Below are 20,853 nucleotides of genomic sequence, written 5' to 3'. Positions count from 1 at the left end.
GCCACGCCAGAATCCTGAGCGGCGCCTGCGCTGCGCTCGCTGAACCGGGGGGTCCGCGTCACGCCGGGACCAAGCGCGCCGGGCGCCGGCGGCCCCCCGGCGCGGCCGGAACAGGCCCGGCGGCGGTCTCGGGTCCGGTCCGGTCCGCTGCCGGCAGGCGCACGAGCACGATGGTGCCGATCGATTGCTCCGAACGGATGCGCAGGGTTCCACCATGCAGCTCGACCATCGAGCGCGTGATGGCGAGGCCCAGGCCGGAGCCCTTGTGGCTGCGCGTCATCTGGGTCTCGACCTGGGTAAAGGGTCGGCCGAGCCGGGCCACGTCGCCGCGCGGGATCCCGATACCGTTATCCTCGACGAACAGGTGGGTGCTCGCCCCGGCGCGGCGCGCCCGCACCGCGACGCGTCCCCCGGCCGGCGTGAACTTCACGGCGTTCTCGACGAGGTTGACGAGGATCTGATGCATGGCGCCCGGGTCGGCCAGCAGGTCAAGCCCGGCCGCGACGTCCACGCTGACGGTGATCGCCTTCTGGTTGGCCTCTTCCACGACCGGCGCAAGCGCGTCGGCGATGGCGGACTCGGCGTCGATCGCTCGCGGGCTCAGGCGCACGCGGCGCGCCTCGAGCCGGGCCATGTCGAGGATGTCGTCGATCATGGAGAGGAGATGCGAGCCGCTCTCGCGGATGTCGCGGCAGTATTCGGTGTAGCGGGGCGTGCCGATCGGGCCGAGGACGGCGTTCTCCATCACGTCGGCGAAACCGATGATGGCGTTGAGCGGCGTGCGCAGCTCGTGGCTCATGTTGGCGAGGAACTCGGCCTTGGCCTGGTTCGCGGTCTCGGCCGCAGCCTTCTGGTCGAGGTAGCGCTCGGCGAGGTCGGCGAGCTGCTGCGTCTGCAATTCGAGGGTGCGACGGGAGCGCTTGAGGTCCTTGACGGTCTCGATCAGCTCGCGCTCCGAAGCCTGGAGCTGCTCCTGGTTGCGCTTCAGGCTGGTGATATCGGTCCCCACCGACACGTAACCGCCGTCCTTGGTGCGCCGTTCGCTGATCTGAAGCCAGCGGCCATCCGCGAGTTCGGCCTCGAACGTCCGCGCCGTCATGCCGGCCAACGCCATTCCGGCCTCGGGCGATTCGCGCCGGACCTGCGGCAGCACCCCGCGGCCCATCACGTCCGCGTAGCTCCGGCCGGCTTGCGCATCCTCCGGGCTAAGGGCGTGCAGGTGGCGGAACTTCGAATTGCACAGCACCAGCCGGTTGCCGGTATCCCACAGGACGAAGGCCTCCGAGATCGCCTCAACGGCGTCGCGCAGGCGCATGTCGGCCGCCGCGCTGGTCTCTTCGAGGGCCCGCTGCTCGCTGATGTCGGAGGCGATGCCGACGAGGTGCCGGCCGCCCTCAGCGGAATCCGCCACGACCTCGGCCCGGGCCCGGAGCCAGACATAGGCGCCATCGGCCCCGCGCATCCGGAAGGCGTGATCGATGAAGGTCTGGTTCGCCGCGAGCCCCCGCGCGAGGCTGTAGAGATCCCCGTCGTCGGGATGAACGAGGCCGTTGACGTCACCGAAGGCGAGGTACTCGTGCTGCCGCTGGTAGCCGAGCAGGCTGTACATCGAGTCGGACCAGTAGATCCGGCCACGGGCGATGTCCCAGTCCCACAGGCCGCAGGCGCCGCGGCGCAGGGCCGTCTCCAGGCGGCCGCAGATCTGCTCGCGGGCCCGATCGGCGCGGGCGGCCTGCCGGGTCTGGAGCCCGTAGGCGAGGCCGACGCCGACGATGACGATGGCCGCGGCGGCGATCAGGACGATCTGGTCGCGGGTGCGGGCGCTCCAGCCGCGCAGCAGCGGTTCCACCGGTTGCAGCACCGCCACTTGGCCGGCTCCGTCGGGCAGGCTGTGCATGGCGGCCAGAACGGTCTCGCCGCCCGGCAGTTCGAGGGCCATGGCGCCGGCGCGCTCGCCGAGGCCGGACAGCGGCTCGCTGTCGCCGAGGACCTGGGCCAGCGTGGTCAGGTCGGCCGGCAGCGGCGGGTGGGCGGCGACGATGCGGGTGTCCGGCCGGACCAGGATGAGGCGCCGGCCCGGATGCCGCTCGCTCTCCGGCATCAGGGCGCGCAGGTCCGACGCGATGGTCCCGGCCGGCGTGACCGCACGGGCGGCCAGGCGGGCGAAGCCCTCGACCTCGGCGCGGGCTCCGGCGAGGATCTCGGCTCGCTGCCCCTGGATATGGAGAGCGGCGAGGCCGACCATACAGGCCAGGAACACCGCCAGGGTCCCCGGCACGGCGTAGCGCAGCCAGCGCTCGGCCTGGCCGAGCCGCGGATCGCGGGCCCGCATCGGCCAGGAGATGGCGAGAGTCGAGTCCGCACGCGCGGAGAAGGAAGCGGAACCCGCCTCCGGCATGGCCGAACCTCACCCGTGGGAACTTCGATCCGGTCGAGGCGCTGCGGCCCCCCGAATCTGATTGAATACAACCACCCCGCAGGGCGGTTTGTCCACGGATTTTTTACCATACGGGATTGACGCGCCACCGGTGTTGCATGCCGGCCGGAGAATCAATTTCTAGTGCAAGTTCATGTGCTTAGCCGTCTCCGAGGGTGCGGGCGAGGATGTCGGCCGTGTCCCGTGAGAGCCCCGGGATCGCCTTGATCCAATTAAGGATTTCAGCGGCCTTGGCGCCCCGCGATTTTTCCAGGCGGCGCCAGGATCCGAAGGCGGTGAGCAGGCGTGCGGCAACCTGTGGGTTCGTCGAATCGAGGGCCGCAACCGTCTCGGCCACGCGCCGAAATCCCGTGCCGTCGCGGCGCGCGAACTGCGTCGGGTTGCCGAAGGCGAAGCTCCCGACGAGGGCTCGGACCCGATTCGGGTTGGTCATCGTGAAGGCCGGATGGGCCTGGAGCCGGGTGATTCGCTCCAGGGTGCCGGGCTCGGGGATCTGAGCCTGGATGGCGAACCACTTGTCGAGGACCAGGGGCTCGTCGGCGTAGCGCGCGGCGAAATCCGCCAGCGCCGTCTCCCGCGCCTCGCCCGGGATCAGCGCGAGGGTGCCGAGGGCGGCCAGGCGATCGGTCATGTTGGTGGCGCCGCGCAGGCGCTCGCCGGCCCGCTCAGCCCCGGCCTCGGGATCGCCCGCGGCGATCAGGTCGAGGGCTGCGTTGCGCAGAGAGCGGCGGCCCGCCGAGGCCGCATCGGGGCTGTAGGACGTGCCGGCAACGGGTGCGAGCGCCGCGTCGAGCCGTTCGAGCCGCGACCGGAGGACCCGGCCCAGATGCGCCCGCAGCGCGAGCCGGGCCTCGTGGATCGCGTCGGGATCGACGCCGCTCGGCACGGCGTCGGCGGCCTCGCCCTCGCTCGGCAGGGCCAGGACCAGGGCCGCGAAGGCCGGGTCGGCCAGGGCTTCGGCGTCGAGGAACCGGCCGAGGGCCTGCGCGAAGGCCTCGGCCCGCTCGGCATCGGGATCGAGGATCAGCCACAGGGCCACGTCCTGCGCCGCCTGCCAGCGATTGAACGGGTCGCTGTCATGGGCGAGCAGGCGCACGCGCTGCGCGTCGGTCAGCGCGAGGTCGAGCCGCACCGGGGCCGAGAAGTCCCGGAGGACCGAAGGGACGGGCTCCTCGGTGACCGACCGAAAGACGAGTTCCGCCTCGGGCCGGTCCAGCACGTAGACGCCGTCCTGCAGATCCGGGCAGGTGGCTCCGGTGAGCGGGCCCGCCGCGCCGACGAGCCCGAGCGCCACCGGGATCACCAGGGGCGGCCCCTGCCGCCCGGCTTCCTCGGGGAGGCTCTGGGCCAGCCGGAGCGTGTAGCGGGACGCCTGCGGATCGTAGGCGCCGGCGACGGCGAGGCGGGGCGTGCCGGGGCGCTCGTACCAGCGGGCGAAGGCCTCGAGATCGCGGCCGGTGACGGCCGAGAAGGCGGAGAGGAAGTCCTCCACCGTGGCGGCCCGGCCGTCATTGTCGGCGAAGTAGCGGTCCATGCCGGCGCGGAAGGCCTCGGCGCCGATCAGCGTGCGCAGCATCCGGACGATCTCGGCGCCCTTGTCGTAGACGGTCGCCGTGTAGAAGTTGTTGATCTCCGCGTAGGCCCGCGGCCGCACCGGGTGGCGCAGCGGCCCGGCATCCTCCGGGAACTGGCGCGCTCGCAGGGAGCGCACCTCGGCGATCCGGTGCACCGGCCGGGAGCGCATGTCCGAGGAGAATTCCTGGTCGCGGAAGACCGTGAGACCCTCCTTCAGGCAGAGCTGGAACCAGTCCCGGCAGGTGACGCGGTTGCCCGACCAGTTGTGGAAGTACTCGTGGGCGATGATCGCCTCGATGGCGGCGTAATCGCCGTCGGTGGCGGTCTCGGGGCTGGCCAGGACGTACTTGTCGTTGAAGATGTTGAGGCCCTTGTTCTCCATGGCGCCCATGTTGAAGTCGGACACCGCCACGACGTTGAACACGTCGAGATCGTAGGCGCGCCCGAAGGCGGTCTCGTCCCAGGCCATGGAGCGGATCACGGCGTCGAGGGCGTATCCCGCGCGGTCCTCCTTGCCGGGCTCCACGTAGACCGCGCAGGTGACCGGGCGTCCCTCGGCCGTGGTGAACGCCGTCTCGACCTTGCCGAGCCGGCCGCCGACCAGGGCGAAGAGGTAGGCGGGCTTCGGGTGCGGATCGTGCCAGACCGCGAAGTGCCGGCCGGACCCGGCATCCCCGGCCTGGACCGGATTGCCGTTGCCGAGCAGCACCGGCGCTTCCGCCCGGTCCGCCTCGATGCGGGTGGTGTAGACGGCCATGACGTCGGGCCGGTCGAGGAAATAGGTGATGCGGCGGAAGCCGTCGGCCTCGCACTGGGTGCAGTAGACCCCGCTGGAGCGGTAGAGGCCCATCAGCTTGGTATTGGCCGTGGGATCGACCTCGGTGACGAGGCGCAGGGTGAATGGCCCTCCGGGCGGCGCGCTGAGACTCAGCCCGGCGGGCGACACGGTGTAGGCGCTCTCGGCCAGCGGTGCACCATCGAGGGCGATCGAGACCAGCCGCAGATCGTCGCCGTCGAGGTTGAGCGGCGCTCCGGCGACTCCCGCCGGGTTCGGGCGCAGCGCCAGCGTCGCGTCGATGCGGGTGGCATGCGGGTCGAGGCGGATGTCGAGTTCGACGCGGTCGATCAGGTAATCGCTCGGCCGGTATTCCTCCAGGCGGATCAGCGGCGGCGTCTCGGTGCGCATGCGGGCCTCTCTCCGGGTGCGGGTCGGGCCCGTTCTGGTCCTTCGGGCGGCGCGGTGCAACGCGCTTGGCGCCGCCCTAACGCCTCTCAGCCGGTCGGGCGGCGCCCCTTCTGCCACCACAGGCCGCCGATCAGGCCGAGGTTCACCAGGGCGAGTGCGGCCAGCATGGCCCACAGGGCGTCCGCGCCCAGGCGGGTGAGCAGGACCGCACCGATCGGAGGCGCCAGGGCCTGCGCCACGAGCCCGGGCCGGGCCAGCCGGCCGATCAGCCCGGCATACTGGTCCGGGCCGAACAGGGCGAGGGGCACGGTGCCCCGGGCGATCGAGTAGATGCCGTTGCCGGCCCCGTAGAGGATCAGGCCGAGGGCGACATCGGGCACGTGGGCCGCCAGGAGCAGCAGGCCGAGCCCGACGAGGACGAAGGCGGCCGTCAGGGTCCAGAGCGGGTGATACCGTCCCCTGCCGGCGATCTCGACGAGACGTGCGCCCACCTGGGTCGGGCCGATCAGGCCGCCATAGGCCACCCCGGCCGCGAGGGGGATCCCGCGGGCCTGGAGCAGCGTCAGCAGGTGGACCGACACCAGCGCCATGGTGGCGCCGCCGAGCACCAGCACGCCCATCATCAGCAGAAGGGCCCGGCGCTGCCAGGGCGCCAGGGGCTCCGCGGCGCGCGCCCGGCCGTCGCCCGAGGTCGCCACGGGCGGCGCCGACGGAATGAGGCGAAGAACGAGCGGGAGCGACACCGCGAGGTGGAGGCCGGCATAGGCGAGGCATGTCCCCCGCCACCCGACATGCGCGACGAGAAAGGCGGAGAGCGGCCAGCACACCGTGCTGGCGAAGCCGCCCACCAGGGTCAGCTGCGTGATCGCGGACCGGGCATCGGCCCCGTAGAGCCGGCCCAGGGTCGCGTAGGCGGGGTCATAGAGGCCGCAGCTCATGCCGACGCCGAGGATGACCCAGCCGGCCAGGAACACCGGTAGAACCGGGGCGAGCGCCAGAACCACGAGCCCCACGGCCAGCAACAGGGCCGCGAATGCCAGGACGGGCCGGCCGCCGCGCCGCTGGATCACGGCCCCGACCCGCGGCGACGCGACGGCGGCGACCAGCAACCCGAAGGACAGGCCGCCCACGATCCAGGCGAGCGGCCAGCCGGTCTCGCGGGCGATCGGCTCGGCCAGGACGGCCGGGAGGTAATAGGTCGAGCCCCAGGCCAGGATCTGCACCACGCCGAGCGCGGCGATCACAGGCCAGCGACGGGATGGAAGGACCATGGGTTCGGCGGCTCTCACGGCGGGTCGGCCCTCTGCCGAGCCGGCGCATCGGCGCGACAGCCCTGCGGGCGGGCTACGCCGTGGCGACGCGCCGGCCCTCCGCGTCGATCACCGGCTCGCCATCCTCCTTGACGAACGCGCCCTGCTGGGGCGGCAGCAGGTCCAGGACGGCCTCGGACGGCCGGCACAGCCGCACGCCCCGTGGGCTCACCACGAGGGGGCGGTTCAGCAGGATCGGATGCGCGTCGATCGCGTCGAGAAGCTGGTCGTCGGTCAGGGTCGGATCGCCGAGGCCCAGCTCCGTGAAGGGTGTACCCGTCTCGCGCAGCGCCGCGCGCACCGTCAGACCGGCGCGGTCCAGAAGCTGCTTGAGCAGCGCCCGGGCTGGCGGAGTCTTCAGGTACTCGATCACGTGCGGTTCGATGCCGGCGTTGCGGATCATCGCGAGGGTGTTCCGCGAGGTGCCGCAGGCCGGATTGTGGTAGATCACCACGTCGAAAGCGCCATCAGGCATGGTCGACCCTGTGTGCCGGCCTCACGTCGTCCACCACGATAGCCGGTGCCGGCGCGCAGATCGACTCCGGCAATGCGCCGTCGTGACAGACGCGCGGGCTCCGGCCGGACGTGATCCGCTCAAGGCGTGCGGCACGCCATCGCGGCGGCTGCCTCGACGACGCTGAGCGCCCTGCGCCTGACTTCCAGGGCCGCGTCCGGCCCGTCAGCCACCGCCGATGCCTCCCGCCGCAGGGTCGCGTTGCAGGCACAGGACTCGTAGCCCGCCGCGTCGTAACACGCGTCGTGCCGCATGCACGCGGCGTCCAGCGCGTCGGTCGGCGGCAGGCCCTCACCGCGCTGACCCTTGCCGCAGTAATTGCCGTGGAACAGTTCCTGCCCGGCGATAACCCGGCCGAGGTCGCCCTTGGGCGGCGTCGGATCCTCGGCGCGCCCCCCAGGATTGAGATCGTTGGCCGGGCCGCCCGCCCTGGATCCCGATCCGCGCAGCGCCCTGGGGATGCCAGAGCGCTCGCCGGGCTCGTTCAGCGCCTCACCGGCGCGGCCGTTGGGGTCCGAGAGTTCGGGCAGGGGCGGCGGCGGCCCCGGCCTGGGTTCATCGGCCTCAAGGGTGGTGGCAGGTACATCTGCGCCGGGTGTCTGGGCCAGACCAAGCGACGGCCCGGCCACGAGCATCAGCCCGACCACAAGGAAAAACGGTGCGCGCAAAAGGGCCTCCGGGCTGCGGCGCTCAACTCGAAGCTTGGCTTATTCGTTCCGGAACAAGCGTGAGCTGTGCGCGACAGAGACGCCGATCCCCGCACGACCGATCCATGACAGGCGATTACGACCCTGCGAGCAGAAAGCGCATGCAACCGTTTTCGTCTCATCCGGCTTTGGTCTCGGGCCGAACCCCTTGTCTTGGAGCACCTCATGCCGACCCGCGTTCTAATCTCCCTCGCACTTCTGGCGACCGTCACCGGCCCTGTGCTGGCGGCACCCATGAGCGCCGACGACAAGGCCGCCCTCCAGCAGCAATGTTCGGGTGACTTCACGACCTTCTGCGGCGACCTGCCGCCCGAGGACGGCCCCGAGACGCAGGCGTGCTTCGAGAAGAACATGGCGAAGCTGTCGCCCGGGTGCCAATCCGCCATTCAGAGCTTCAAGCAGGGCAAGAAGGGCTGAACGTCCACCACCGGAGACGCAGACGGAGGCCTGCGCCTCCCTATTCGCAGCGCGGCGCCGGATGCGCGGGTCGCCCATGACGCAGGGGGGCGGTTCGCGCGACGGATGTCTCCGTGCCCGTCGCGGTCTGCAGGATCCGGAGGCCCCTGGCGCTCAGGAACCACAGGCCGACATCCGCACGCCCTGGCCGCCGGGGCCGGACGAGGCCCCGCTCCAGCAGCGATCGCACCGTCCGCATCTCCCAGGGCGCGAGGGACAGGAGCGATCCCTCCCGATCCAGCCGACGCAGCATCGCCTGCTGTCCCGGCGTCAGGGCGCGCCATTCACGTGTGAGCTCGTCATGCGCCATCACAGATTGGAACTAATCTAATCTCTGATACGGGCGCAAGCCGGAGAATGCCTCGCTCACCGTGCGAGCGGCGTCGAACCCGCACACGAATGCGAGAGGCCCGTCGCGGATGCCGGGCGCCGATCAACCGCGGCAAGCGCGTGGGCTATGGTCGGCAAATGGCCGCCGGATTGTCGCCCGTCCTCACCGTACCGTGCCGGGTTCCGTGGAGCCCGTGACCTCGCTCGAGCCCGACTTGATGGCCCAGAGCTCCGTGGGAAGGCTGATCGGCGCGCCGGGCTTGTAATCGGCCGAGTCCTGGATGTGCGACGTCGTCACGTAGATCGTGCCGTCCGGCCCCTCGCTGAACGTATCCGGCCACCGCAGTTGCGGGTCCTGCACCAGCGTGGTGAGGCCACTCCCCTTGCGGGACAGGTCACGGACCTTCACGGCATTGTCCTGCGGCGAGGTCACGTACATCCGGCCGTCCTTGCGTGCGATCAGCAGGCCATCGGCGGGGCCGTTCTCGCCGACCGTAGCGATCTTCGACTCCAGTGTCCTGTCGCTCAGCATCTCGGGCACGAACGCGGCGGTGGCCCAACCCGTCAGCGCGTCCGTCGGCAAGCTGTAGAGCGTCTTGCCCTTGATGGCCTGCCAGTACAGCGTCTTTCCGTCGGGCGAGAGGGCGATGCCATCGGCCGAGAATTCGACGCCGCGGCCGTCCGGGCGGCGCAGCGGCTTGCCGTCGTACTGCACGGTGACGCTCTTGTCCGGCATGGTCGAGGCATGGCCGGACAGGACGCGTTTGGCGGATCCGCCGTCGAGATCCACCACGATCAGCGCGCCCTCGGCGCCGGAATCGGTCAGGTAGGCGGTCTTGCCGTCAGGCGAGATCCGCACGTCGTTGATGTACGAGGCCTGCAGCACGGTACTGGTGTCGAACGGGATCGTCTTCACGACCTGATTGGTCTTCAGGTCGATGCCGACGAGCTTCGGGCCGTCCTTGACCGCGTGCGCCATGGCGGGCGCGGCGGCGTCGACCACCCAGAGACGGTCCTGACCGTCGGCCACGACGCTCTGCACGCAGACGAAATGGGTCTTCGGGTCGACCGCGTCCGCCTTAGCGTTGCGCCAGCTGTTCCATCCCTCGTCCGGATACGGGACGGGCTTGCCGTCCTTCAGCTCGGCTACGGAGACGGGGGCGTCCTCGCTCCAGCGGGGGAAGTTGACGAACATGCGCCCGTCGCGGCTCACGGTGACGCCCGTGACCTGATGGGCAAAGCCCGCCACCTTGGTGAGTGTCCCGGACGCAGGCTTCGGGTCCTGAGCCGCGGCGGGGCCCGCCAACACGGCGACACCGGACATCAACGATGCGGCCAGCCCGACGCGAACGCCAACAGCAAACATCATAGCGCGCACTCCAATACGACGATGAGGGGATCCCACGGGCAACCCGCCAGGAGGTGGCGGGGTCCGGGATGCGGCGGGATGACTCCGTCAGCCGCGACCCCATTCCCGAAGGTCCCGGACGAACAGATCCTGGGCCTCCATGGCGGCGAAGTGGCCGCCGCGGGGCATCGTCTGCCAGCGCGAGACCGCATAGCCGCGCTCCAGCCATTCCCGCGGCGGCGCGGGCATGCGCGGATCGGGATAGGCCGCGAAGGCCGTCGGCACCGTGACGCGCCGCCCCGGCGGCATCCGGCGCGCGCCTTCCTGCTGCGCGCCGGCATAGATCCACGTCGACGTCGCGAAGGCGTCGGTCAGGATGTAGAGCAAGGCGTTGGTCAGGAGCCGGTCCTTCGAGAACACCTCCGCGAAAGGCTGCTCCCGCAGATCCGCCCAGTCGTGGAATCGCTCGACCAGCCAAGCCAGCTGCGCCACCGGCTCCTCCGCCATGGCGTAGCCCAGCGAGAGCGGCCTCGTGCCCTGAAGCTGCGCGTAGGCCCCGAGGGCCTGCTGACAGGCCTGGGCTTCCCTTTGCCAAGCCCGTTCGGCCGCGCTCTCCGGCTCGGCATCCGGCTGAACCAGCAGGTAGTTGAGGTGGATCGCCTCCAGCGAGGCCGCATGATCGAGGCCCAGCCAAGCCGCCACCCCAGAGCCCCAGTCGCCGCCCTGCACCCGGTAGCGCGGATAGCCCAAGCCTTCGCGCATCAGATTGTCGAACAGGCGCGCGGTCGTGCGCGGCCCGATCGGCGCGGCGGGCTTGCCCGAGAAGCCGAAGCCCGGCAGCGCCGGAATCACCAGATCGAACGCATCCTCCGATCGCCCGCCGTGGCGCGAGGGGAAGGCCAGCGGCTCGATCACCGACCAGAACTCGTAGATCGAGCCCGGCCAGCCGTGGATCAGCAGCAGCGGCCGCCTGCCTTCCGCCTCGCCGACGACGTGAACGACGTGGAGGTCGAGATCCTCGATGCGGATCAGCCTCTGCGGGAAGCGGTTGAGTTCGGCCGCCGCTTTCGCCTCGTCGAAGCCGTCGAGCCAGTGGGCGCACAGGTCGGCGAGGAAGGCCGGATCGCAGCCGTAGCGCCAGCCGGCCTCCGCCGGCAGGTGCGGCATGCGGTGCGCCCGCACGCGCTCCCTGACCCGGGCGAGCCTCGTCGCGTCCCAGGCGACCGTGAATGTCCGCATTGAAGCCTCCGCGCTGGTCCCGAACTCGAAACGGACGCCGCTCGGCCTCATGGCTCGGGACGCCGAACTGCTTCAACGCGGGTCGAGCGGATCTGCGGCACCCGATCGCTTCACGACTCAGGTGCCAGACCCGCCCACCTTCCGCGCCACGCGGCTGTAGCTGCGGGATGGATCGATCGACCTGACCCGCGCCGGAAGCAGCGGCGGATCGTCGACTGGCCGGCAATTGATCCCCCCTAGGGAGCGACAGCCGGTACGGGGTCGATTCAAGTACCCAATGGATCCGCGCATGGAAGGCGAAGGGGTGGCGCGCATGCGGGGGCGAGGTCAATGGACGGCCAGCCCCGGTGAGTTGATCGGACGCTCGTCGCCGGGCGCGCTCCCGGACCTCGGCAGGTCCGGGCATGCCGGGTCTGGCCCCGCCTCGCCGGCTCGCAACGATCGTTACCGTCTTCGGTGAGGACGTTCACAGAACGCCTGCTCGACATCTGCGCTCATGTGCAGAACATGGAGAGCCAAGCAGATGTTTTACGTCGTCCGAAACCTATCTCTCGGTGTCCGGCAGATCGCCGGCATCCTCCTGATCCTGATGGTGGGCTGGGCCTGGATCTGCGTGCTCGACCAGCCGGCGCTCGCTGAGACGCCGGGCTACATGGCCGGTGCACTGGCCTGTCCTCCACGTGTCGAGGGTCCCGACTGTACCCGCGAGACGGCGCTCGACGTGATCGTTCAGCCGGTCGCGCTGATCACCGAATGCCCGATGGTCGGCACGGTGCTGGCCACGCATCTGAGCTTGCCACCGGGCAGCACGCACAAGACCTTCTGCGAGCGACGGAGGAACGGCATATGAGCCAGCAGACCATCACTCTCCTCGATCCCGTCTCCGGTGAGGTGAAGACCATCATCATCGGACGGTGAGGCCATGCCGGTGCTCGACTCCGACGAGCATCGTCCGCGAGTGCCCGAGGCATCGGGGCACACGGCTCCGGACTTCCTGCTGGAAGCTCACCGGGTCCTTGGTTGTCAGACGAACGACTGACCGCGCTGCCGGGCCCGGGTCAGGTGCCCGTCCGATCCTCCGACATGGCCACAAGCTCGAAGGCTGCAACCTCGCGCAGGAAGCCCTTGAGTGGCAGATTGCCGAGCGGGCGCGCTTGAACGACCGTCTGGACAGCGCTGAAGACCGACCGGCTCACTACGATCTGTCCCGCCTGGGCCACGTCGCAGAGCCGGGATGCCAGATTGGTGACGCTTCCGAGGGCCCCGTACTCGAACCGCCCCTCGAAACCGATCTGTCCGAGGGTCGCGTAGCCTCGTGCGAGTCCCAGCCCGAACCCGATCGAATGGCCGCGCGCTTCCCACCGCCGCGACAGGCTACCGACGCGTTCGCGGAGGTCGAAAGCCATGCGCACGGCGCGCTCGGTATGGTCCGGGCACGGATACGGATCGTTGAAGTAGGTCATGATGCCGTCGCCGGCGAAGTGCTCCAAAGTCCCTTCATAGTGAAATACGGCTTGGCCGACGGTCTCGTGATACTCGCGAAGAACGGCAACCACCTCTTCCGGCGCGGCCGTATCCGTGAAGGCCGTGAAGCCGCGCAGGTCGCAGAAAACCACCGTGATCTCGCGCCTGTGCGGCTCCAACAGCGAGTGGTCGTCGCGGTCGGCGGCGACGAGATCGGCGATCTGGGGCGAGAGGAACCGCCGCAATCGGCCGATCCGCTGGAGCTCGGCGGCCTTGACGGCGACCTGGCATTCGAGATCACGGTTTGACTGGGCAAGTGCCGCCTTCTGATCCGCGAGCTCGCGCGCCTGCGCCCGCACGGTGTCGGTCAGCGCCTTGAGCCGCAGCATCGAGCGCACCCGCGCCATCAGAGCGGCATGCTCGTAGGGTTTCGTCAGATACTCATCCGCCCCGGCATCGAGCCCCTCGACGACGTCACGCGTCTCCACCCGCGCGGTGAGCAGCACGACGGGGACGTAGCGCAGCACCTCATCCGTCTTGAGGCGGCGCAGAACTTCCAATCCGCTGAGACGCGGCATCATCACGTCGAGAAGGATCAAGTCCGGCGGCTTGGCAGCCGCCCGTGCCAGGGCGGCCTCGCCGTCCGGTGCGAGCCCGACCTCGTAGCCCTGAGCCTCCAGGCGGACGCGCAGGATCTCCAGGTTCTCAGGACTGTCGTCGACGACGAGGATATGCGCCGGCACGGCCTCCGCTCCGCCTCAGACGTCGACGAGCATCTGGCGAACGAGGCTCAGGACCTTGCGCGGGCTGAACGGCTTGGCGACGTAGCCGTCGCAGCCCGCGGCGAGGGCCCGGTCCTCGTCGCCCGAGAGCGCGTAGGAGGTCACGGCAACGACCGGGATGTGACGCGTCGCGGGATCCGCCTTCAGGCACCGCGCGGCCTCGTATCCATCCATCACCGGAAGCTGGATATCCATCAGGATGAGGTCGGGCAGCTCGGCCTGCGCCACTTCGACCCCTCGCCGCCCATCCGGAGCCTCGACGATGCCATAGCCCGCGGCCGAGAGGAGGTCGCGCAGAATGCGACGATTATCCTCCGTATCCTCGACGATCAGTATTCGCTTCATGAAGCCTTCTTTCTCTCGACCGGTGTACGGATCGGAAGGGTCACTTGGAACACCGCACCCTGACCCGCCTCCGACCGCACTTCGATCCGGCCGCCATGGAGGAGAACGAGCTGGCGGGTGATCGACAGGCCCAGTCCGGTGCCACCCTGCTGGCGCGTGCTCGAGCTGTCGACCTGCTGGAATTCGTCGAAGATCCGTGCCTGATCGGCGGGCGCAATCCCGGGACCGGTATCGGACACCGTCATGACGAAGGTGTCGTCGACGACGCGGGCAGCCACCTCCACGGAGCCAGCCTGCGTGAACTTGATGGCGTTGCCCACGAGATTCATGAGCACTTGTGTGAGCCGCCGCTCATCGCCCTGTCCGATCGGCAGTGCCGGCGGGACGTCGACCGTCAGGGCGAGGCCCTTGGCCTGGGCCAGCGAGGAAGCCGCCACCGTGACGGATTCGATCAACGCGCCCAGTGCGTAATCCTGGACATCGAGCGTGAGCAGGCCGGCCTCGATCTTCGTGAAGTCGAGAACGTCGTTGATCAGGCTCAACAGGTGGCGGCCGTTGATCTGAATCCGCTCCAGCGCCTCGCTGGCCTTCTCGCTGAGCGGACCGTACAGCCCGTCGGCCAGAAGCTCCGAATAGCCCAGCACGGCATTCAGCGGCGTGCGGAGCTCGTGGCTCATGTTGGCGAAGAACTGTGTCTTGTGGAGGTCGGCGGCGGCGAGCTGTCGGCCCTTCTCGTCGACTTCTTGGAAGAGACGCGCGTTGCGGATCGCGAGGGCAGCCTGATGCGCGAAAGTGTGCAGGACATGCTCGGAACTGCCCAGGGGCGCGGCGGCGTCTCGGGCGAGCATGAGGAGGAAACCGAGGCGACCGTCGCTGTCGGCGAGATTGATGAGCGTGGCGGCCTGAAACCCCTCCGCGACGCCCGTGAGAAGCCCGCTGATCGTGGTCAGGTCGCGGACCGAGATCACTTCAGCCGCGGCGTCACCGGCCCTCGCCAGGGCGTTGGCCGGGAGTATGTCGCTGACCGCGCTGGGCGGAAGACCATGGTCGCCCACACGGCGGAATGTCTCGCCCGGCGCCTCGACCAAGTAGACGGCGCTCGCGTCCGAACCCGCCAGGGTTGCTGCCCGCGCGGCGATCGCCCGCACGACGTCATCGATCTGCAGTGAGGCGACGATGGCGCGCCCGGTTTCCTCAAGGGCCCGCAGCTCGCTGACGGAGCGAGCGAGATCCCGGGTCTGCCTCTGAATCTCGCTCTCGAGCCGCGCATACGACGTCGAGAGTGCGTCGGCCATGTCGTTGAAGCGCGTGGCCAAGGCCTCGAACTCATCGCCTGTGCGCACCGCGATGCGATGCTCGAACCGGTTGGCCGCGAAGTGCTCGGCCCCGGCGTGCAGCGCGCGGATCGGCACCAGCATGCGGCGGGCCAGCAGGAGACTGGCGCAGATCGCCACGACGAGGCCGAACGCGAGAAGCCAGACGAGACGGATGAGCAGGTCGCGAACCGGCGCGAGCGCCTCGCTCACGGGCTGCGCGACGATGAGCGAGGCGGGCAGCGCAGCGAGGGGATATTGCGTGGTCACGACCGGCTGTCCCGCGGCATCGGAGGCGTAGGTCACCGAACCGGGTGTCGGCAGGGTCAGGCGATCGCCCGTCGTGTGTGGGCTCTTGTTGGAGCGGGCGATGCTGACCCCGTCCGGCGTGACGAGGTCGGCGTAGATTCCGACGCCAGCGGTCGAGGACGGGAGGCTCTCCGTAAGGGCGGTCAGCCGGACGCGGGCCAGAGTGGCGCCCGTCCCCGCGCCCGGATGCGGCAGGAGAAGGTTCGCGTAGATCTGATCCCCGACGACCTGCAGGTTCTGAAATCCCTTGTGCGTTGGGACCGGCCCGAGATCAGCCGATATCAGGGGATCGGTGCTGTCCGGCCGGCGGGCTCGGACACGCTCGCGGCCCTCGCCATCGAAGAAGGCGAGCGTCAGGACGATCGGCGTCTGATCGAGGAGCGCCGCGTAGTCCTCGCGGTGCTGGGCGAGGCTCTGTGCGCTCGCCCGGGTCACCCAGCCCACCTGCCGCTCGATCTCCGCCAGCGTGTCCTCGACGGTCGCGGTCGCGCTGGCCGCGAAGGTGGCTTGGCTGTGGGCGACCCGCTCGACCGTTTCCCGGTACAAAAACCACGTCTCGACGGCCGCATTGATTGTGAGGACCAGGGCGACGAGACTCACGAGCGTCAGGACGTATTTGCGGAATAGGCTGCCTCGCCAAGTCAAGCTCGGCGCCGACGAGAGTGCGCCCTCCGTCCGCATCGGCAGACTCCACAATACCGGGCTGGCAGGGACGGCTCGTCCCCACAATAGGTGGCGTGAATCGCCGTTGAATGCTCTATAAACAGCATGGTCGAACGGGGAACATTGGGCAACTGAAAACAAGCCGTTGTACGATCACCTGCGTTCGCGTGAGAATCCGATTCTCTCATGGTCTCGGGGTGCCGTGATGTCGAAAGGCTCCAGTTTCGGTCCGCTCCTGCGCGTGAACCCGCTATTCGCGGACCTCGGCCCGGAGGCGATCGACTGTCTTTCCGAAATGGCGACGACGCGGATACTGCGGGCCGGCGAAGTGCTCTTCCAAGTCGGCGATCCCGGCGACACGCTCTACGGCATCCGGCGCGGGGAAATTCGAATCGAGACCGGGACCGAGGCCGGGCGACGCATCGTGCTGAACAGCCTCGGAGCCGGCGATCTGTTCGGTGAGATCGCGCTCCTTGACGGCCGCGAGCGCACGGCCGATGCGGTGGCCGCCGTGGCGAGCGAGGTCTTCGTCCTGCGACGTTCCGATCTTCTCGCCTACCTCAGGCGCGAGCCCGACGTGGCCATCCGGTTGATCGGCCTGCTCTGCAGCCGAATCCGCTACATCGCCGGTCAGATGAACGAACTGGCGACGCTGTCGCTGGGAGCCCGGCTCGCCCGCCGGCTGACGGTGCTGGCCGAGGATTTCGGCAACGAGATCCAGATCTCGCAGGAGCAGCTCGGCGCGTTCGTGGGCGGCACGCGCGAGAGCGTGAACCGCCAATTGCAGGTCTGGCGCCGCGCCGGCTACATCGATCTGCGCCGGGGCTGCGTCGTCCTCCTCGATGCCGAGGCGCTCACCCGGATGGCGCAGGAGCCGTCCTGCGCGTGACCCGACGACGGGCCGGGCCGGGCCGGACCGGGCCGAAGGGGGGAGGGAAGTGGTCGCTCCCGGTCACGGCAGAGCGCGTACCACGCGGAATCCGTTGGCATAGTACCGGACGTCGGCATCGTACCGGAAGCGCGCCGAGGGCTTCACGTAGCTGGCCGAACTGTCGAAGGAACCGCCCCGAAGCACCCGTTGGCTGCACGTCCCGGTGAGCCAGGCCGTTCCGTCTTGCGGGGCGCCGCGGTAGGAATCGTTCCAGCAATCCTCGACCCACTCGGCTGCATTGCCCGCCATGTCGAACAGGCCGAACCCATTGGGCGCGAAGCTGGCAACGCCCGCCAGTTCCCGGCTGGCTGTCCGGCTGCAATCGCGGCAATTGGCCTTGCTCTCGCCGACCTGGCTCCCCCAGGCGAAGGCGGTGCTCGTCCCGCCGTGCGCGGCGTATTCCCATTCCGCCTCGCTCGGCAGGCGGTAGGTCCGCCGCGTCAGCGCGCTGAGCCAGGCGACATATTCCTGCGCGTCGAACCAGCTCACGTTCGTGATCGGTTGCGTGCCGGCTTGGTCGTCCGCAGTATTCGGCCGGTACTTGCAGGCCCCTGCCTCGACGCAGCTGCGCCACTCGTTGATGGTCGTCTCCCGGCGCGCGATTGCGAACGGGCGCGGGACCGTCACCCGGTGGACAGGCCGGTCGAACGGCTGCGCGCCGGCGCCCATCTCGAAGGTGCCTGCCCGCAGGATGACGAGTTCGGGGCAGGTGTCACAGTCTCGCAAGGTCTGTCCCGCCGTCTGATTGCCTTCCTGGATCGGCGACTGGGACCGCGGCGGGGCCGGAGCGGCCGGTGGGCTCGGAACCGGCACGGCCGCTGCGGTCTGCGGGAGGACCGCCGGGGACGGTGTCGGGGATGGCGCCGCCGGCGGCGAGACTGGTTCGGGCGGCGGACGACGCGCGGCCCGCGGAGGCTCGGCCCTGCTGGTCCGGTCCGGCACGGGCGCCGGCGCGGCGTTTGTCGCCGCGACGGCGAAACGAAACTCCTCGATCAAGGACGAGGAGATCCACGGGACGCGATCCCCCTTCGAGGCGCGCGACACCCCGATCCGGGTGTGCGTGAACGCCTCTTCCGCGGTGAGGTTCGGAGCGCGCAGCTCCTTCCCGAGCTCACTCACGAACAAGCTGACGTCACTGTCCTCCTCGCGGACCACCTTTCCGGGCGGGGCCGAGAACAGGATCAAGCTCCCTTCCGGAGCGTCGACCGGCGCCAACCCCGCAGACGAGGCTCGGAAGCGGCGTTCGAATGGATTCTGCCGAGCCGCGTCGACGACCGCGATCTTCACGCGCACGCCGCGCCGGTTCAACTCGCTCAAGATCGCATCGAGGCTGATGCCATCACGACGAACTTCTGTCTCGGACCAGATCTGCGCGTTTACGGGGATCAGAAAGCTCTGGCGCTCGACCTGAATACCGTATCCGCCAAAGTAGATGAAAGCGGCCGCGCCGGCGTTCAACTTGGAGTAGAACGCGTCCAAGGTCGCCTGGACATCCTCCCGCCTCAGGTTCTCGCGCAAATCGACATCAAAATCGCTTCGACGCAACTCCTCCGCGATCAGGCGCCCGTCCTTCACGATCGTCGGCAACGATCCCTGCGCATCGGGATAGCGGCTGTTTGCGATGAGGAGGGCGAAGCGCCGTCCGGCCCCGATCGGGTTCTGAGCCTCTCCGGATCCTACCGTAAGAAGCATTACGCTCAGTGCGAGGAATGCCAGAAAGATCAGCACGCCGCATCCGCCGATGCGGTCGCGTAACCCTGCCCGGAGCGTCAGCTCTAGAGGCCTTCGAACATAGATCCGTCCTGGCATGAATGATGACCTGCACGCGACCGGCGGACGAGCGAGAACTGCAGTGTATGTAGAATTGGCCGAAGCGCAATGATCGTTGAACCCGAAGGTCCACTCATCCGTGGGATTATGTCGCCTCAATCAAGATATCAATAGGTTTCAATTGCCATTCCAGCAGCGAGGTAGTATGGATCGGGGGTCGTCCCGCTCGAATCGAAGAGACGTCGCGCTCCCTTAAGATGCGAGCTCTGATCAGTGCGTTGCGCAGGAGGCATCGTGATTGATGCGGCGAAACTCATTACGGGCGGCCTGCCTTGTGCGGCTCTCGTTCTGCTGCTGACCGCATCCGCCGCAGCGGCGCAGGAGCGCAAAAGTGGCCCGACGCCGTCACCGTCGGGGGCGGCGGTATATTTCGTGGATGTCAAGAACGGCAGCACGCTACCGCCCAAGGCGACGATCCATTTCGGCCTGCGGAACATGGGTGTGGCACCGGCAGGCTTGGACCGCCCCAACTCTGGACACCATCATCTCCTGATCGACACGCCGATGCCGGCCGCGGATCGACCGATCCCAAACGACTTCAATCACATGCATTTCGGCGCCGGACAGACTGAGGCTGAGATCGAGCTGACGCCAGGCGAGCACACGCTCCAACTGCTGCTCGCCGACAAGGACCACATCCCGCACAATCCCCCAGTGGCGTCAGAGGCCATCAAGGTCCGGGTCGTTCCCCCGGGCGCCGAGCCCGCCGCCGCCCCGGGGGGAGGAGCCGTCCAGCAGCGCCCATCACCGCCGGGAGCGCGGGTCTACTTCGTTCAGCCGCGCAACGGCGACGTCGTCGGACGCAAGACGCTCATCCGCTTCGGCCTGACCGGGATGGGTGTAGCGCCGGCGGGCTTCGACAAGGCCAATACGGGTCACCACCATCTGCTGATCGACAGCTCCCTCCACGCGCTCGACGAGCGCATCCCAAATGACTTCGAGCACCTCCATTTCGGCCTCGGACAGACGGAGGCGCTGGTCACGCTGCCACTCGGCACGCACAGTCTGCAGTTGGTTCTCGCCGACGCGGACCACATGCCGCACAAGCCGCCCGTCATGTCCAACGTGATTCGGGTGACCGTGACGCGGACGGGACGCAAGCCGCAACCGCGACGCCACCGCAGGCGGTAGATGATCCCATGCCGAACCACTTGAACCTCCGCGGACGACGACCGCCTTTCCGATCGGCAATTCGCGGAGAGACCCGCGGACCGCAGCACCTCACCGGATCGCGCAGCCAGCCGCGTGTTTAGCCACGGCTATCGTGAGAGTTTCTCCGCGCTTGCGTAGACTATCGAGGGCCGCTCGCTGTGCGAGAAGAAGATCTATGTCAGACCAAATCTGACATTTGATGCGTAATTCGGTCGACCGCCGCATGATGTCCTCCCATCGCTTCGTGCTCTGATGGCGAGTATCGCCGCGTGCGTGGCGACCAGCTGTGAAGAAGATCACACAGCCGAGAATCAGATGGGAGCGAGCGTCGCGAACTGACCGGAAGCTCACTTTTCGCCTCGCGAACTGCCAGGAACCAACTCTTCCCAGCCAGATTGTCGCGCGACCGCCAGACGAAGGCGCGCCCCGCCAATGGAAATTGGCGGGGCGCGCTGTCTTGGACTTATGGCCGTAAGGTCTGGTCGATCACGGGGTCAGTGGAACATGCCCATGTCGGCAACGTGAGCATCGACGTGTCCACCCATGTCGTGGTGAGCCGCCATCTGCCCATGGCCATGATCTGCAGGTCCGCTGCCCCCGAACAGGTGGTCGTTACCCGACCCGCCGTGGATGGTGTCGTTGCCTTTTCCGCCGAAGATGGCGTCGTCACCCTTGCCGCCGGAGAGGTGGTCGTTGCCCGACCCACCGTGGATGGTGTCGTTGCCTTTTCCGCCGAAGATGGCGTCGTCACCCTTGCCGCCGGAGAGGTGGTCGTTGCCCGACCCGCCGTGGATGGTGTCGTTGCCCTTGCCACCGTAGACGGTGTCGTTGCCCGCCCCACCGGAGAGGTGGTCGTTCCCCGATCCGCCGTGGATGGTGTCGTTGCCCTTGCCACCGTAGACGGTGTCGTTGCCCGCCCCACCGGAGAGGTGGTCGTTGCCCGACCCGCCGCTGATGGTGTC

The 20,853-nt window shown here is 68.8% G+C and carries 16 protein-coding genes; 4 read left to right on the top strand and 12 right to left on the bottom strand.

Going from position 1 to position 20,853, the window contains the following annotated elements; all coding sequences use genetic code 11:
• Positions 1-58: 58 nt before the first annotated feature.
• The 5 genes from ACLBX9_RS04400 to ACLBX9_RS04380 all read right to left on the bottom strand — a co-directional run bounded on the left by ACLBX9_RS04400 (position 59) and on the right by ACLBX9_RS04380 (position 7,657).
• Positions 59-2,398, bottom strand: coding sequence for an ATP-binding protein (locus tag ACLBX9_RS04400; protein WP_447718038.1), 2,340 nt, complete (start codon positions 2,396-2,398; stop codon positions 59-61).
• A 178-nt stretch (positions 2,399-2,576) separates the two neighbouring features.
• Complete coding sequence (gene pepN, locus ACLBX9_RS04395) at positions 2,577-5,198, bottom strand: aminopeptidase N (RefSeq protein ID WP_447718037.1); 2,622 nt, start codon at positions 5,196-5,198, stop codon at positions 2,577-2,579.
• An 86-nt stretch (positions 5,199-5,284) separates the two neighbouring features.
• On the bottom strand, positions 5,285-6,469 hold the full coding sequence (locus ACLBX9_RS04390; RefSeq protein ID WP_447718036.1) for an MFS transporter: 1,185 nt from the start codon (positions 6,467-6,469) through the stop codon (positions 5,285-5,287).
• Between the two features lie 73 nt (positions 6,470-6,542).
• On the bottom strand, positions 6,543-6,983 hold the full coding sequence (gene arsC, locus ACLBX9_RS04385; protein ID WP_447718035.1) for an arsenate reductase (glutaredoxin): 441 nt from the start codon (positions 6,981-6,983) through the stop codon (positions 6,543-6,545).
• A gap of 119 nt (positions 6,984-7,102) precedes the next feature.
• On the bottom strand, positions 7,103-7,657 hold the full coding sequence (locus ACLBX9_RS04380) for a hypothetical protein (RefSeq protein WP_447718053.1): 555 nt from the start codon (positions 7,655-7,657) through the stop codon (positions 7,103-7,105).
• 237 nt (positions 7,658-7,894) lie between these two features.
• Here ACLBX9_RS04380 and ACLBX9_RS04375 point away from each other — a divergent pair, with 237 nt between their 5' ends.
• Positions 7,895-8,146: a hypothetical protein gene (locus ACLBX9_RS04375; protein ID WP_447718034.1), complete on the top strand. Its 252-nt coding sequence runs from the start codon at positions 7,895-7,897 to the stop codon at positions 8,144-8,146.
• 532 nt (positions 8,147-8,678) lie between these two features.
• Here ACLBX9_RS04375 and ACLBX9_RS04370 read toward each other — a convergent pair.
• Together ACLBX9_RS04370 and ACLBX9_RS04365 are read right to left on the bottom strand one after the other, a co-directional pair.
• Positions 8,679-9,839: an L-dopachrome tautomerase-related protein gene (locus ACLBX9_RS04370; protein WP_447718033.1), complete on the bottom strand. Its 1,161-nt coding sequence runs from the start codon at positions 9,837-9,839 to the stop codon at positions 8,679-8,681.
• A 132-nt stretch (positions 9,840-9,971) separates the two neighbouring features.
• Complete coding sequence (locus ACLBX9_RS04365) at positions 9,972-11,102, bottom strand: epoxide hydrolase family protein (RefSeq protein ID WP_447718032.1); 1,131 nt, start codon at positions 11,100-11,102, stop codon at positions 9,972-9,974.
• A gap of 523 nt (positions 11,103-11,625) precedes the next feature.
• On the opposite strand from ACLBX9_RS04365, the gene ACLBX9_RS04360 reads away from it, so the two are divergent.
• Entirely contained in the window at positions 11,626-11,952 is a 327-nt protein-coding gene (locus ACLBX9_RS04360; protein WP_447718031.1) for a hypothetical protein, read from the top strand.
• Positions 11,953-12,160: 208 nt separating this feature from the next.
• Here the strand turns inward: ACLBX9_RS04360 and ACLBX9_RS04355 are convergent, their stop codons facing one another.
• From ACLBX9_RS04355 to ACLBX9_RS04345, 3 genes are read right to left on the bottom strand one after another with little or no spacing between them, the layout of a single operon-like run.
• Positions 12,161-13,309, bottom strand: a complete 1,149-nt coding sequence (locus tag ACLBX9_RS04355; protein ID WP_010687285.1) for an adenylate/guanylate cyclase domain-containing protein — start codon at positions 13,307-13,309, stop codon at positions 12,161-12,163.
• A gap of 15 nt (positions 13,310-13,324) precedes the next feature.
• Positions 13,325-13,693, bottom strand: a complete 369-nt coding sequence (locus ACLBX9_RS04350) for a response regulator (protein ID WP_010687284.1) — start codon at positions 13,691-13,693, stop codon at positions 13,325-13,327.
• Positions 13,690-15,996 carry a HAMP domain-containing sensor histidine kinase gene (locus ACLBX9_RS04345; protein WP_447718030.1) on the bottom strand — a complete coding sequence of 769 codons (2,307 nt, stop codon included), beginning with the start codon at positions 15,994-15,996 and terminating at the stop codon, positions 13,690-13,692. The genes ACLBX9_RS04350 and ACLBX9_RS04345 overlap by 4 nt, the downstream gene beginning before the upstream one ends.
• 187 nt (positions 15,997-16,183) lie before the next feature.
• On the opposite strand from ACLBX9_RS04345, the gene ACLBX9_RS04340 reads away from it, so the two are divergent.
• Positions 16,184-16,867, top strand: coding sequence for a Crp/Fnr family transcriptional regulator (locus tag ACLBX9_RS04340; RefSeq protein WP_447718029.1), 684 nt, complete (start codon positions 16,184-16,186; stop codon positions 16,865-16,867).
• A gap of 63 nt (positions 16,868-16,930) precedes the next feature.
• Here ACLBX9_RS04340 and ACLBX9_RS04335 read toward each other — a convergent pair whose 3' ends face one another.
• A complete protein-coding gene (locus tag ACLBX9_RS04335) occupies positions 16,931-18,718 on the bottom strand; it encodes an SUMF1/EgtB/PvdO family nonheme iron enzyme (protein WP_447718028.1) in 1,788 nt (595 codons plus the stop codon).
• Between the two features lie 255 nt (positions 18,719-18,973).
• Here ACLBX9_RS04335 and ACLBX9_RS04330 point away from each other — a divergent pair, with 255 nt between their 5' ends.
• On the top strand, positions 18,974-19,870 hold the full coding sequence (locus tag ACLBX9_RS04330) for a DUF4399 domain-containing protein (RefSeq protein WP_447718027.1): 897 nt from the start codon (positions 18,974-18,976) through the stop codon (positions 19,868-19,870).
• A 515-nt stretch (positions 19,871-20,385) separates the two neighbouring features.
• Here ACLBX9_RS04330 and ACLBX9_RS04325 read toward each other — a convergent pair.
• Positions 20,386-20,853 (bottom strand): calcium-binding protein (locus ACLBX9_RS04325; RefSeq protein WP_447718026.1); only part of this gene is annotated, 468 nt, incomplete at its 5' end.

This window comes from Methylobacterium sp. A49B (assembly GCF_053346215.1).
The sequence above is the reverse complement of the archived record's forward strand: the minus strand, read 5'-3'. Positions and strand labels throughout refer to the sequence as shown.

What these genes read in the sequence shown, in the direction of transcription:
- ACLBX9_RS04400 (WP_447718038.1), bottom strand. Translation starts at nt 2,398, where the DNA reads ATGCCGGAGGCGGGTTCCGCTTCCTTCTCCGCGCGTGCGGACTCGACT.
- pepN (WP_447718037.1), bottom strand. Translation starts at nt 5,198, where the DNA reads ATGCGCACCGAGACGCCGCCGCTGATCCGCCTGGAGGAATACCGGCCG.
- ACLBX9_RS04390 (WP_447718036.1), bottom strand. Translation starts at nt 6,469, where the DNA reads ATGGTCCTTCCATCCCGTCGCTGGCCTGTGATCGCCGCGCTCGGCGTG.
- arsC (WP_447718035.1), bottom strand. Translation starts at nt 6,983, where the DNA reads ATGCCTGATGGCGCTTTCGACGTGGTGATCTACCACAATCCGGCCTGC.
- ACLBX9_RS04380 (WP_447718053.1), bottom strand. Translation starts at nt 7,657, where the DNA reads ATGCTCGTGGCCGGGCCGTCGCTTGGTCTGGCCCAGACACCCGGCGCA.
- ACLBX9_RS04375 (WP_447718034.1), top strand. Translation starts at nt 7,895, where the DNA reads ATGCCGACCCGCGTTCTAATCTCCCTCGCACTTCTGGCGACCGTCACC.
- ACLBX9_RS04370 (WP_447718033.1), bottom strand. Translation starts at nt 9,839, where the DNA reads ATGTCCGGTGTCGCCGTGTTGGCGGGCCCCGCCGCGGCTCAGGACCCG.
- ACLBX9_RS04365 (WP_447718032.1), bottom strand. Translation starts at nt 11,102, where the DNA reads ATGCGGACATTCACGGTCGCCTGGGACGCGACGAGGCTCGCCCGGGTC.
- ACLBX9_RS04360 (WP_447718031.1), top strand. Translation starts at nt 11,626, where the DNA reads ATGTTTTACGTCGTCCGAAACCTATCTCTCGGTGTCCGGCAGATCGCC.
- ACLBX9_RS04350 (WP_010687284.1), bottom strand. Translation starts at nt 13,693, where the DNA reads ATGAAGCGAATACTGATCGTCGAGGATACGGAGGATAATCGTCGCATT.
- ACLBX9_RS04345 (WP_447718030.1), bottom strand. Translation starts at nt 15,996, where the DNA reads ATGCGGACGGAGGGCGCACTCTCGTCGGCGCCGAGCTTGACTTGGCGA.
- ACLBX9_RS04340 (WP_447718029.1), top strand. Translation starts at nt 16,184, where the DNA reads ATGTCGAAAGGCTCCAGTTTCGGTCCGCTCCTGCGCGTGAACCCGCTA.
- ACLBX9_RS04335 (WP_447718028.1), bottom strand. Translation starts at nt 18,718, where the DNA reads ATGCCAGGACGGATCTATGTTCGAAGGCCTCTAGAGCTGACGCTCCGG.